The organism is Arthrobacter sp. UYCo732, from assembly GCF_040547265.1.
Lineage (GTDB): Bacteria > Actinomycetota > Actinomycetes > Actinomycetales > Micrococcaceae > Arthrobacter.
Genome location: NZ_JBEPPJ010000019.1, coordinates 15,409 through 27,935, shown reverse-complemented (window position 1 = coordinate 27,935; position 12,527 = coordinate 15,409). Strand labels below are relative to the sequence as shown.

Genomic DNA, 12,527 nt, shown 5'->3' with positions numbered 1-12,527 from the left:
TGGATGCTACTTGGCGGGACGGGTGGCATGTCCGCCGAACTGGTGGCGCAGGGCGGAAACCATCTTCATGGCGGGCGAGTTATCTTCACGGGACGAAAAGCGGGCAAAGAGTGCGGCCGTGATGGCCGGTGCCGGCACGGCATTGGCGATCGCCTCTTCAACGGTCCAGCGGCCCTCACCTGAATCCTCCACATAATCATCGATGGAGGCCAGTCCCGGATCCTCTTCCAGTGCCTTGACCATCAGATCAAGCAGCCAGGACCGGACCACCGTGCCCTTTTGCCAGGCGCGGAACGTGCCGGGCAGGTCATCAACGATGTCTTTGGCCGCGAGGAGTTCGTAGCCTTCGGCATAGGCCTGCATCAGGCCGTATTCAATACCGTTGTGCACCATTTTGGCGTAGTGGCCTGCGCCGACGCCGCCCACGTGGACGAAGCTGTCCGCTCGTTCCCCCTCAGGACGGAGGGCATCGAAAACCGGCAGGGCACGCTCAATATCGGCGGTATCGCCTCCGGCCATGAGGCCGTACCCGTTCTGGAGTCCCCACACACCGCCGGACACACCGCAGTCGGCGAACTGGATACCCTTTTCCGCCAGCGCGGCACCATGTTTCTGGTCCTCAGTAAAGCGGGAGTTGCCGCCGTCGATCACGAGGTCACCGGCGTTGAGCTTGTTTCCGAGCTCGGTAATCACTGCATCGGTAATTGCGCCGGACGGGACCATCACCCAGATGAGCCGCGGAGCCGGAACTGCCGCGATGAGCTCGTCCACGGAGGCGACGTCGGTGACATCGGGGTTGCGGTCAAAACCAGTGACGTCGATGCCACGCTTGCGCAGCCGTTCGCGCATGTTGAAACCCATTTTGCCAAGGCCGATCAGTCCGATATGCACGTGAGTCTCTTTTCTGCGCGGGTTGGCTGGTTAACGGAAATCATCCCAACTAGGTAGCACTAAGCGTCGTTTTGAGCACTTACGACGTTATCTGCTACCTAGTTGGGGAGGCGGACGGGCATGACCAGGTAACGGTAGTCGTCCTGGTCCTCACCATCGGCGTCCACCTGGGCCGTGATCATGGCGGGCTTCGGTGCCGTGGTGAAGGAGAACCGGACGTACTTGGTCTCGATGACGGCGAGTCCCTCCACCAGGTAGTGCGGGTTGAACGCCACGGTGATGTCGTCACCGGACAGCTGGGCTTCGAGTTCTTCGGAGGCCTGGGCGTCCTCGCCGGTGCCGGCGTCCAGGTGCAGCAGGCCAGCGGTAAAGGCCAGCCGTACCGGGGTGTTCCGTTCGGCCACGAGGGATACACGGCGGACCGCCTCCACCAGCTCCTGGGTCTGCACCGTCGCATGGATGGGTGTGGAGTCCGGGAACAGCGACCGGATTTTGGGGTAGTCGCCGTCTACCAGCAGAGAGGTGGTGGTGCGGCCGCCGCTTTCAAAACCGATCAGGCGGCTGTCGTCATCAGCCAGGGCGAGGTTAATGTCGCCGCTGTTGCCGAGGGTCTTCGCGACTTCGTTGAGGGTCTTTGCCTTGACCAGCGCGCTGGTGGAAATTCCCGGGGTGGCCGGCTTCCACGGCACTTCCCGCATGGCCAGGCGGTAGCGGTCCGTTGCCAGGAGCGTGATGAGATCGTCCTCGATCTCCATACGAACCCCGGTGAGGATAGGAAGAGTGTCATCCTTACTGGCCGCAATGATCACCTGCGACACAGCCTGGGCGAACGCGTCTCCCGGGACAGTCCCGCTGATGGCGGGCAATGCTGGCAGCGGCGGGTACTCTGCCTCGGGCATGGTGGCCAAGTGGAAGCTGCTGCGGCGGCAGGTCAGGGTGACTTTATTGCCGTCTGTTTCCACTTCCACCGGCGCGGAGGGAAGGCTACGGCAAATGTCAGCGAGGAGCCGGCCGGAAACCAGGATGGTGCCTTCAGTGCTGATGTCCGCAGGGATTTCCAGCCGTGCGGACGTCTCGTAGTCAAAACTCGAGAGGCTCACCGTGCCGGCTTCAGCCTTTAGGAGCAGGCCGGACAGCACTGGAACCGGAGGCCGCGGAGACAGCGACCGGGCTGTCCAGGTGACGGCTTCTGCCAGGACATCCCGTTCGACTCTGAACTTCACGGAAGGGTGCCGCCTTTCATTGCTGCTGCCATGTCTGAACCGGGGACTCCCAGCGGGAGCCCAAAAGTAGTCGCGCCCCAACCACGGAACCTGCATGGTTCGTCGAGTACGGAACTACAAAGAAACCCAAGGATGGGAGCGCTGCTGACAGCTTAGCCGGAAGACCGGTGATTAACGCATCCCCGGCGATCCCGCCAAGGCCTGTGGGGCCCTTTGGTCCCGGCCCGGTCGGAGTGCGGATCGAGATTGTTATTTGAGGGAAATCAATTTCTTGGGATTAGTAGTGTTAATAACCCCTGTGGAAACTGTGGATAACTCGATCCGGCCGCAGGATCCAGCGGTTAAGCCCTGTTCATCGATTGTGGGCGACACAGGTTTTAAACAGGCTGTGGATGGGGATAACAACTTTTGGGATTTCGCTGATCCACAGGCGCCTTAAGGGTTTTAAGCCTATTAAGCGGAGTTGTCCCCTTAAGTATCCACAGGGTTATCCACATGCACCTGTTAATAAGGTACAGAGGCGAGGGGTCAAGAGTCGCGCTGTTGCTGCTTGATGCGGTTGGTGAGCTCGGTAACCTGGTTGTAAATCACACGCCGCTCAGCCATCAGCTCCCGGATTTTGCGGTCGGCGTGGATCACTGTGGTGTGGTCCCGTCCGCCGAGTTCCTGGCCAATCTTGGGCAGCGACATGTCCGTCAGTTCCCGGCAGAGATACATGGCGATCTGGCGGGCGGTGACCAGGGTCCGGGTCCGGGACTTGCTGCAGAGTTCCTCCATGGTGAGTTTGAAGTAATCAGCCGTCTGGATCAGGATCTGGCTCGACGTGATTTCCTGGGCGCCGTCATCGGTAATGAGGTCTTTCAGGACCATCTCGGCCAGGGCAACGTCCACTGGCTGTCGGTTCAGGCTGGCGAACGCCGTGACCCGGATCAGCGCACCCTCAAGTTCGCGGATGTTGCTGGAGATCTTGGAGGCGATGTATTCCAAAGCATCGTCCGGTGCGGAGAGGCCTTCGCTGAGCGCCTTTTTGCGCAGAATGGCAATGCGCGTCTCCAGTTCGGGCGGCTGGATGTCCGTGAGGAGGCCCCATTCAAAGCGGGACTTCATCCGGTCTTCAAAGCCCGCCAACTGTTTGGGCGGCAGGTCAGAGGTGATGACCACTTGCTTGTTGTTGTTGTGCAGTGAATTGAATGTGTGGAAGAACTCCTCCAGCGTTCGGTCCTTGCCGGCGAGGAACTGGATGTCATCGATCAGCAGCACATCCACATTGCGGTACGTGGTCTTGAAGCTGGCGCCTTCGTCGTCGCGGATGGAGTTGATGAAGTCGTTGGTGAACTCTTCAGAATTCACGTAGCGGACCCGGATCCCGCTGTACAGGCGGCGGGCATAGTGGCCGATAGCGTGCAGCAGGTGCGTCTTGCCAAGGCCTGAATCACCGTAAATGAACAGGGGGTTGTACGCCTTGGCTGGGGCTTCGGCCACGGCCACTGCGGCGGCGTGGGCAAAACGGTTGGACGAACCGATCACGAACGTATCGAAGACGTACTTGGGATTCAGCCGGCCGAACTCATGCGAGGTGCTCGGCAGCATGGGCTGGGGCTTCTGTTCGATCAGCTGGTCTGCCGAATAGGACGGTTCGACGACGGGTTCGGGCTCTTTGTGGATGGGGACCAGATCGGTGTCCACGTCGATGGCGCACCGGATGTCCTCCGAGAAGACGTTGTGCAGGGCATCGTCCAGGGCGTCCTTGACTTGGGTCTGCAGGACTTCGCGGGTCAGTTCGTTGGGAACGGCGACCAAGAGGGTGGATCCGATTAGGCCCTGGGCCTGGGCCAGGATGACAAACCCCCGTTGCCGCGGCGAGACGCGGTCGTCCTGCTCGAGGAGGGTCACCACGCGTCGCCAGGAACTTCCGACAGTATTGGCGTGGTTGGCTTCGTCTACTGTCATCAATCAGTTCCTCAAAACTTGCGTGTCTGCATTACGTGCAGCCACAAGTCCGGAACCAGGATGCTGGACCAGCTTCATCCACAGAGTTATACACAGTCCGTGGATAATCGGCTACTGAGCCACTCTAGGGGATCAAAAGGCCAGAAGATAGCTGGGAAGTAGCTTGTGGATAATTACATCGTTGTGGTTCAAAACGGACCCTGTGAGCCACTTCATCCACAGGCTGCGGAGGCAGGTTAAGCACAGCCGCTGGCAGGCAACGAGACGCCCTCCGGCTTGACTCGGGGGCGCAATTTGCCCTAATGTTGTGAAGTCCTTTGTGTGCGCTTTCTGCCCCCATCTGAATCTCTCCTACGCACTGCGTTTGAGCGGCTGGGGGAGGCGTGCATATACAAAACTTAGCGTCGGCCAGTTCTTCCCTTTACTGATCGGGTGGGCGCACCTTTGATCCACTGGAGTAACTAACGTGAGCAAGCGGACTTTTCAGCCGAATAACCGCCGTCGAGCCAAGAAGCACGGCTTCCGCCTTCGTATGCGTACCCGTGCCGGCCGTGCCATCCTGGCAGCCCGTCGTGGCAAGGGCCGCACCGAACTGTCGGCCTAGATAACTGACTCGTCGGTTTACATTTCTTTGCGAGTTTAAGGTGCTGGCCACCCGTAACCGCGTGAGAACTGCAACTGATTTTGCAACAACTGTACGTTCCGGTGTCCGCAATGGGCGCCGGAACGTAGTGTTATATGCGGCAGCTATTGCTGCCGACGAACCCAGCCGGATCGGGTTCATCGTTTCCAAAGGCGTCGGGAACGCTGTGGTCAGGAACCTCGTTAAGAGAAGACTGAGGGAAGCCGCTACTGCCTCGCTTCGCGAGTACGGTAGCGGGTTCGCCATAGTGGTCCGGGCCCTGCCTGCGTCGGCAACCGCCAGTTGGGATCAACTGCTGGCAGACTACAACGCCGCACTGGAAACGACCTTGAACCGGTTGGGCAGCCGCCTTCCGCGGGCTGCTGTAAACGGTTCAACCGGTACAACACAGGAAGGGACACAGCGTGCGTAACTCGCCTGCCGCCGTCGTCCACTACCTACAGTCCGGTGCTGCCGTCGTGGGCACCTTCCTCTGGAACCTGCCCAGAAACATTCTTATTCTGCTGCTCATGGCCTACCGCAAGGTGATTTCCCCCTTGTATGGCCAGGTTTGCCGCTTCTTTCCTTCCTGCTCGGCGTACGCCTTGGAAGCAATCACTGTCCATGGGGCAGTGAAGGGCAGCTGGCTTGCGGCCCGCCGCCTCGTACGCTGCCATCCGTGGAATGCCGGTGGTGTGGACCATGTCCCCGCCGGCCACCGCCACTGGCCCGAACACCGGACCCCCACAATTGTTGTGCTGAACAACCCGGACAAGTACCTGGCTGCTCAGACTGATGGAGAAGGCCGCCTTGCGGCCTGACGAATAGGGATATCGTATGGACTTCTTTGGAACAATCATGTTTCCGTTCAAGTGGCTGGTCTCAGTCATTATGGTCGGCTTCCATGACGGACTGAGCTTCATCGGCCTTCCGGCCGCGAACGGCTGGACCTGGACGTTGTCCATCATCGGATTGGTGTTGGTCATCCGTGCGGCCTTGATCCCCGTATTCGTCAAGCAGATCAAGGCCCAGCGCGGTATGCAGCTGCTGCAGCCTGACCTGAAGAAGATGCAGGACAAGTACAAGGGCAAGACTGATCAGCTCTCCCGCCAGGCCATGGCGCAGGAGCAGATGGCCCTGTACAAGAAGCACGGCACTAACCCCTTCTCGGCATGCCTCCCGATGCTGATCCAGATGCCGTTCTTCTTTGCGCTGTTCCAGGTTCTCTCCGGCATCAGCACGGCCAAACAGGGCGGCCAGGGCATCGGCGCAATGAGCCCTACCCAGGTTGAACAGTTCGACTCCTCCAGCATCTTCGGAGCTCCGCTGTCCGCAACCCTGCTTCACGGCACGCCCGCGGGTGGCAACGTGGTGGCGGTATGGATCCTCTCCATCGTGATGATCCTCGCGATGACGGCGTCCCAGTTCATCACCCAGAAGCAGATCATGGCCAAGAACATGTCCGAAGAGGCTATGGCCAGCCCGTTCATGCGCCAGCAGAAGATGATGCTCTACATCCTGCCGATCGTCTTCGGTGTGGGCGGCATCAACTTCCCCATCGGTGTGCTCATCTACTGGACCACCACCAACCTCTGGACCATGGGCCAGCAGTTCTTCGTCATCCGCCGCATGCCGACGCCGGGATCCCCCGCCGCCAAGGCCCTCGCCGAACGCCGAGCGGCCAAGGGCCTGCCGGCACTGCCCATTCTGGGCGGGAAAAAGGTCGACGCCGAAGCAGAGGCAGCAGCCGCCGCCGCGGTTATTGACCAAAAGGGACAGCGCGTCCAGCCCCAGCGTAAGAACAGGAAGAAGAAGTAATGTCAGCCGAAAGCACCGAAAACGCCCTTTCCGACGAGGTCATTGATGATCAGGACGCGGCCTCGACGGACACGGACGCAGGCTCCAAGGGAACCGCAGCAAGCCGCCTCGAAGAAGAAGGCGACGTTGCAGCCGATTATCTGGAGGAGCTCCTGGACATTGCAGACATCGATGGCGACATTGATATCGAGGTCCGCAACGGCCGCACCTACATTTCCATCGTTGCTGAGGATGAAACCGATGGTCTGGACAGCCTGGTAGGCGAAGACGGCGAGGTACTCGAGGCGCTGCAGGAGCTGACCCGGCTGTCGGTGCTTTCGGCAACGGAGAACCGTTCGCGTCTGGTGCTCGACATCAACGGCTACCGCCAGCAGCGCGCTGGTCATCTCCAGAAGATCGCCGAGGATGCCGCCGCTTCGGTTAAGGAATCCGGCAAGGCTGTGGCTTTGGAACCGATGAGTGCCTACGAACGCAAGATCGTGCATGACGCCGTTGCTGACCTAGGCCTGGTTAGTGAGTCCGAAGGCGAAGGCGCAGGCCGCCACATCGTTGTATCCGCTGACTAGAGAATTGCTGAACCGTTAATCATGGTTGAAATCACGGCAGCTGAACTGCTCGCGGCTGAGAAGATCTTCGGCGCCCGGCTGGATCTGGCCAAGCGCTACGTTGAGCACTTGGCTACGTCCGGGACGGAACGCGGGCTCATCGGACCGCGCGAGATTCCCCGGCTGTGGAGCCGGCATGTGCTCAACTGTGCGGTCATCGAAAGCGAGATCGCGCACGGGAGCCATGTTGCCGATGTTGGAAGCGGCGCCGGACTGCCAGGGCTCTGCCTCGCTATCGCGCGCCCTGATCTGGAGCTCACTTTGATCGAACCGCTGGAGCGCCGGGTGATCTGGCTCCAGGAAGTGGTTGATGATCTGGGCCTGACCAACGTCACGGTCATGCGGACCCGCGCGGAACTTGCAGTAGGCATGGTTGACGCTGACGTGGTGACTGCCCGTGCAGTCTCCGCGTTGAGTAACCTGGCTGGTCTGACTATCCCCCTGCTCGCAGGCAAGGGCGAGGTGGTGGCCATCAAGGGCCGCAGCGCCGGGGAAGAAATCGAAAAGGCCGCGAAAGTTATCCGGAAACTTGGCGGCGTCCAGACGTCCGTGGTGACTGTTGGTGAAAGCCTTTTGGAGGAACCCACCACGGTGGTGCGCATCGTCGTAAACAAGTCTCGAAAGATTGGCTAGTCCAGGCCCGGTAACCTTGGTCTGCAGGATGAAGCGGTTAGGCTAGACAACGGCAGCAAGAGCTGAACGAGAGTGAGTGTGTTCCAGTGACCAGTAGCGAAGCCTCCACACAACGGATTCCCCCGTTTGTGTCTTTGGGGTCAGCACGTTCAGTTGCTGGCATGGGTTCCGGACCGGTGCGAGGGGAAAGTCACCCCAGCCCGGTTGTAGACGTGGCAAATTTTGCCTCGGTTTCACGTGAAACAACATCAGGCGGCAAGACGAACGTCATTGACACCATGGATGATTCCAGCCCCATCGCCAGGGAACTGGCACACGAGACGAAGCGCAGGGAGCGCCTGGTTGGCCGGGAGCTGCCTAAGCCGGATAAGACGCGGGTCTTCACTGTGTCCAACCAAAAAGGCGGCGTGGGTAAGACCACTACCACCGTGAACATTGCCGCGGCCCTCGCTGCCGCCGGCTTGAACGTCCTGGTCATTGACATCGATCCGCAGGGCAACGCCTCTACAGCCTTGGGCGTCGAACACCACGCCGATGTGGACAGCATCTACGATGTCCTGATCAACGACTTCCCCTTAGCCGATGTTGTGGCTCCCTGCCCTGATATCAGCAACCTGATTTGTGCGCCCGCCACCATTCATCTCGCCGGAGCGGAAATTGAGCTTGTCTCGCTGGTGGCTCGCGAGCAGCGGTTGCGGAGGGCCATCGACGTCTACGCTAAGACCCGGGCCAAGAACGGCGAAGAGCGGCTGGACTACATCTTCATCGACTGCCCGCCGAGCCTTGGTCTGCTCACGGTGAACGCTTTCTGTGCTGCCGGCGAAGTCCTGATTCCAATCCAGTGTGAGTACTACGCACTGGAGGGCCTGAGCCAGCTCCTGAAGAACATCGAGATGATTCAGAAGCACCTCAATGCTGATCTGGTGGTCTCCACGATTCTTCTCACGATGTACGACGGCCGCACCAACCTTGCCGCCCAGGTTGCAGCCGAGGTGCGCCAGCACTTCCCGGACCAGGTCCTGGGTGCTGTGGTCCCCCGCTCGGTCAGGATCTCGGAAGCTCCGAGCTACCAGCAGACCGTGATGACGTATGATCCTTCCTCCAGTGGAGCCTTGTCTTACCTGGAAGCAGCAGCGGAAATCGCTGAGCGCTAAGATCTTCAAAAACTGCAACAACCGGAGTCCGGCCACGCCTGACTCTTCCATCGGAGGGATTTATCCATGAGCGAGAAGCGACGTGGCCTAGGCCGCGGTCTTGGCGCACTCATTCCAAGTTCCGCCTCTGGCAATGGCTCGGGTAATGGGACAGCTGTGTCCCGGCCTGTGGACCTCTTTTTTCCTGAGGGCCGCAAGAAGATCGATCACGCGGCCGATGCAGTAGAGAATGGCGATGCCGCGCGGCTGTTGTCCCCACACTCCATGGTGGCTTCAGAGAAGCAGGCACCGGTCGAGGATCTTCCGGTGCCGAAGGATGAGACTGCGCCGAAGGTCGCCTCCCCTACGAAGGCTGCGGCAACAGTATCTGAACAACCAGCCGGGACGAAGACCCCGGCCAAAGTTGACGCCAAGTCCCGTACGGCGGAGAAGTCCCCAGACAGTGCCTCGACGTCGTCTGAGCTGGCGGTAGAGCCCGTGTCTGTGACGCCTGCTCCTGAAGTCTTGAACACTGATGCGGATAACGGCGTCGACTTGGTGGAGGTACCCGGGGTACGCTTTGCGGAGATTCCGGTCTCCGACATCCATCCGAACCGCAAACAGCCCCGCACGGTCTTCGATGAGGAGGACATGGCGGAGCTGATTCACTCTGTGCGTGAAATTGGAGTCCTCCAGCCAATCGTGGTGCGGACTTCAACCGAAGATGGTGGAGAACCGTACGAACTGGTCATGGGTGAACGTCGCTGGCGGGCAGTCCAGGCCGCGGGCATGCAGACTATCCCTGCCATCGTACGGGACACCACGGACGATGACCTCCTTAGGGATGCTCTTCTGGAGAATCTGCACCGCAGCCAGCTAAACCCCCTGGAAGAGGCCGCGGCCTACCAGCAGTTGCTCGAAGATTTTGGGACCACCCACGAACAGCTTGCTGACAAGATTGGGCGCTCACGTCCCCAGGTCTCCAACACCCTGCGTTTGCTCAAACTTCCTCCCCTCGTGCAGCGGCGGGTGGCTGCCAGCGTTCTGTCCGCCGGGCATGCCCGTGCCCTACTCGCCCTCCCGGACGCGGCCGCCATGGAACGCCTCGCGCAGAAGATCGTGGCTGAAGGTATGTCTGTTCGGGCAACCGAAGAAGCGGTGACCCTGTACCAGGACCCGACGAAGCCCGCCAAAAACAACATTCCGCGCCCCGGCGCACGGCACGAGCGGCTGGACTATCTGGCGTCTTCGCTGTCAGACCGGTTGGATACCAACGTGAAGATCTCCCTCGGTGTCCGCAAGGGCCGCGTCAGCATTGAATTTGCGAGTGTGGAAGACCTGAACCGCATCATGGAAGTTCTCGCACCAGGATCTGAAAACTAGACGTCTCGGCTGTCGGAGGTCCTCTGATATGGATCTTCTAGCAACAATGGTAGGGGCTGTTTCACGTGAAACAGTCCCTATTGTTTTCTGCGGAGTGCGGCGAAACTGATACTCCTTCTGCCTTCTTGCAGAGAACGCCTCCGCCGTCATTCTTTCGATCGATGTTCGCCGCTTATCGCATGGCAATTCCGACCACCTCGCCTACCCAAATTCCTCTGTCGACACCAATTCTTGCCTCTGGCCGTCGATGGCTCACCAGTATGCACGGCGCACAGCACACTTGGGTTTGCCGCCACACCCGATCCTGACACGCAGGGACTCCCCGCTGACCTAGAGGATAGGACAAGCTGTTTCACGTGAAACACAGCCCCCACACACGTCTCCGGCTATTGAAAAAGGATTTGGACTGCCCTGAGCGCTGTGGCCAGAAGCCGACCCCAAAAGCCAGGGACCGCCTCAGTGTTGTCCCACCCTAGGCATCCCTTCATGTCCGAAGAGTCTTGTTCCACTCGCCATGCAGGCAACAATGGATCGAAACATAATCGGGTATGGCTGCGGCGATCTCAATCGTGGCCAGTCACTTTGACAAGGAGCAGGCGACCAATGCAGGCCAATGCCCTTGACCATCTCCCTTGACCATCTTCCTTCGAAAAATACAGGGGTGTCGCCGAGATGTGGTACTGCTCCGGGGAGCAGTCGAATATTGCCGACCCTCCGAAGATACGGAAGCGCCATAATCACGTGCCCGCGTTCGTTTCACGTGAAACATGGAAGCCCATGCATGCCTGGCTTCCCTCTGAAGACAGGCGCCCGCAGGCCAGTAGTCAGTGGTTTACAGAATTAAAACAGCCAGATTAGGGTGACATCATCGAAACAAACCCAGGCGCAACACCGTAAGTGTCTGCCAAGCTGTAGCTTTGGATGCAGGAGGCCTCCAAGGCGATGAAACTCATGCTCAGCGTCGTTATGGGGTCAGGTAGGACTCTCGCCACCCAACGCAAGGATGGCGGTATGAGCGCCCATTCCCCAGTCACCTTCCCATGATGCTAGGGCGCCACGGAATTGGCACCATGGGGATACAGGCCGGCTCGTGTAGTGCCCATGTGCTCACTTAGCAGGCCATGGTGGGCGAGGTGAGGAGTAGGAGCCTGGTTGGAAGGGGTGGATGAGCCGAGGTCTGTTGTGGTAATTTCCAACCTCGCTGGGTACGGACCCTTTGTGCTTTCGGGCCTTGCCCCTTCCGTCGCGAAGGGTCCGGTGTCCCAACAGTTCCAGCGAACTGAGAGTACTCCCCCGCGAAACTTTTACCACGATCTCGTCTGGTTTGGGATCGCCTGTCGAAGTGGCCTGCCGAGGACACGATCCGATCATAAAATATGAGGCGCGCTACGGATTGGCGGACGTAGACCGCAGGCTGTACATGACTTCCAACTAGCGAGCCAGCCTGCTAACGGCCTAGCGTTTAGCTACGGTGTCGGTGTCGGTGTCGGTGTCGGTGTGGCTGTCGGTGCCGAGGTGAACAGCCGTGCTTCTTCACTGTCCAGCTACTGTCTCGAAGGAACTCTGCTGAGGTGGCAGGAATGCGTCGAGGAGTTGATGGGGCTCGGGAATCGTAAGCCCCAGATGCGACACCAGCGCCCCGACCTTCTGTGCGTCGCTAACTGCGCCGCGGTCTTCCTGGGCGTCGCCAAGGCGGGGGCCCTCGTCGTCAACGATGGGAAGATGTGGGCGAGTCGGATTGTCGTGCTGCGGGGTGGACGGATTCCGTGGTTCGTGGTCACAGCGATCGTTGCTGCTGAGGTCCTTTCGAAAGTTTTTGGCTGGATCCGCCGCTGGGGCTAAACGGAAGCGTCGACGGACGGTCTGACACCAGGACCGTCGGATGGGGATCTGTTGGGGTGAGATTTGGGCCTTCTATGGTGCCGATTGAAATGTTTCGTGGGACTCTCTTTGTCCTATGCCGACGCCAGGTCCGTCTCAAGGGTCAACTCGCGTCCGCTCCTCTGCGCCCATGGGTGCAGAGTGCAGTGGATAGCTCTGTGGATAACTTTGTGGATAGACGGACTGGAAACACGCCTAGCGTCGTGACCACTCTGTCTCTACAAGGGAAGTGAATGGGGAGTCCGAGGCTGGGCTAGTCGTCCTCCTGCCACGTTTCACGTGAAACAAAGGCCAAATATCCCCTGCCGTTCCTCAGTCTGATCGTTTTCGTTCGTCCGACGACAGAAAATGGTGGATTTATAGATAGTTTGCTAGTCAAAAAAGCCGT

12 protein-coding genes are annotated in these 12,527 nt (G+C 59.5%); 9 read left to right on the top strand and 3 right to left on the bottom strand.

The features are described from left to right. Nucleotides 1-6: 6 nt before the first annotated feature. From gnd to dnaA, 3 genes are all read right to left on the bottom strand, one after another. Nucleotides 7-891 (bottom strand): phosphogluconate dehydrogenase (NAD(+)-dependent, decarboxylating), encoded by an 885-nt coding sequence (gene gnd, locus ABIB45_RS18325; protein ID WP_354217275.1) that lies wholly within the window; start codon nt 889-891, stop codon nt 7-9. Nucleotides 892-989: 98 nt separating this feature from the next. Next, complete coding sequence (gene dnaN, locus ABIB45_RS18320; protein ID WP_354217274.1) at nt 990-2,114, bottom strand: DNA polymerase III subunit beta; 1,125 nt, start codon at nt 2,112-2,114, stop codon at nt 990-992. Nucleotides 2,115-2,642: 528 nt separating this feature from the next. Continuing rightward, nucleotides 2,643-4,064, bottom strand: coding sequence for a chromosomal replication initiator protein DnaA (gene dnaA / locus ABIB45_RS18315; protein WP_354217273.1), 1,422 nt, complete (start codon nt 4,062-4,064; stop codon nt 2,643-2,645). A gap of 466 nt (nt 4,065-4,530) precedes the next feature. On the opposite strand from dnaA, the gene rpmH reads away from it, so the two are divergent. The 9 genes from rpmH to ABIB45_RS18270 all read left to right on the top strand — a co-directional run bounded on the left by rpmH (nt 4,531) and on the right by ABIB45_RS18270 (nt 12,100). Then, a complete protein-coding gene (gene rpmH / locus ABIB45_RS18310) occupies nt 4,531-4,668 on the top strand; it encodes a 50S ribosomal protein L34 (RefSeq protein ID WP_003800212.1) in 138 nt (45 codons plus the stop codon). A gap of 40 nt (nt 4,669-4,708) precedes the next feature. Beyond that, nucleotides 4,709-5,119: a ribonuclease P protein component gene (rnpA, locus tag ABIB45_RS18305; RefSeq protein WP_354217272.1), complete on the top strand. Its 411-nt coding sequence runs from the start codon at nt 4,709-4,711 to the stop codon at nt 5,117-5,119. Then, nucleotides 5,112-5,507, top strand: coding sequence for a membrane protein insertion efficiency factor YidD (gene yidD, locus ABIB45_RS18300; protein WP_354217271.1), 396 nt, complete (start codon nt 5,112-5,114; stop codon nt 5,505-5,507). Before rnpA ends, yidD begins: the two co-directional genes overlap by 8 nt. Before the next feature lie 16 nt (nt 5,508-5,523). Then, entirely contained in the window at nt 5,524-6,504 is a 981-nt protein-coding gene (gene yidC, locus ABIB45_RS18295; protein WP_354217270.1) for a membrane protein insertase YidC, read from the top strand. After that, entirely contained in the window at nt 6,504-7,070 is a 567-nt protein-coding gene (locus ABIB45_RS18290) for a Jag family protein (RefSeq protein WP_354217269.1), read from the top strand. Before yidC ends, ABIB45_RS18290 begins: the two co-directional genes overlap by 1 nt. 21 nt (nt 7,071-7,091) lie before the next feature. Then, complete coding sequence (gene rsmG, locus ABIB45_RS18285; protein WP_354217268.1) at nt 7,092-7,742, top strand: 16S rRNA (guanine(527)-N(7))-methyltransferase RsmG; 651 nt, start codon at nt 7,092-7,094, stop codon at nt 7,740-7,742. Between the two features lie 86 nt (nt 7,743-7,828). Further along, on the top strand, nt 7,829-8,896 hold the full coding sequence (locus tag ABIB45_RS18280) for a ParA family protein (protein ID WP_354217267.1): 1,068 nt from the start codon (nt 7,829-7,831) through the stop codon (nt 8,894-8,896). 66 nt (nt 8,897-8,962) lie between these two features. Then, complete coding sequence (locus tag ABIB45_RS18275; protein WP_354217266.1) at nt 8,963-10,258, top strand: ParB/RepB/Spo0J family partition protein; 1,296 nt, start codon at nt 8,963-8,965, stop codon at nt 10,256-10,258. Nucleotides 10,259-11,881: 1,623 nt separating this feature from the next. Beyond that, nucleotides 11,882-12,100, top strand: a complete 219-nt coding sequence (locus ABIB45_RS18270) for a hypothetical protein (RefSeq protein WP_354217265.1) — start codon at nt 11,882-11,884, stop codon at nt 12,098-12,100. Nucleotides 12,101-12,527 lie beyond the last annotated feature (427 nt).

Excerpts from the sequence above, each read along its gene's own strand:
- ABIB45_RS18270 (WP_354217265.1), top strand. The coding sequence starts at position 11,882 with ATGCGACACCAGCGCCCCGACCTTCTGTGCGTCGCTAACTGCGCCGCG.
- dnaA (WP_354217273.1), bottom strand. The coding sequence starts at position 4,064 with ATGACAGTAGACGAAGCCAACCACGCCAATACTGTCGGAAGTTCCTGG.
- rsmG (WP_354217268.1), top strand. The coding sequence starts at position 7,092 with ATGGTTGAAATCACGGCAGCTGAACTGCTCGCGGCTGAGAAGATCTTC.
- ABIB45_RS18275 (WP_354217266.1), top strand. The coding sequence starts at position 8,963 with ATGAGCGAGAAGCGACGTGGCCTAGGCCGCGGTCTTGGCGCACTCATT.
- yidC (WP_354217270.1), top strand. The coding sequence starts at position 5,524 with ATGGACTTCTTTGGAACAATCATGTTTCCGTTCAAGTGGCTGGTCTCA.
- ABIB45_RS18290 (WP_354217269.1), top strand. The coding sequence starts at position 6,504 with ATGTCAGCCGAAAGCACCGAAAACGCCCTTTCCGACGAGGTCATTGAT.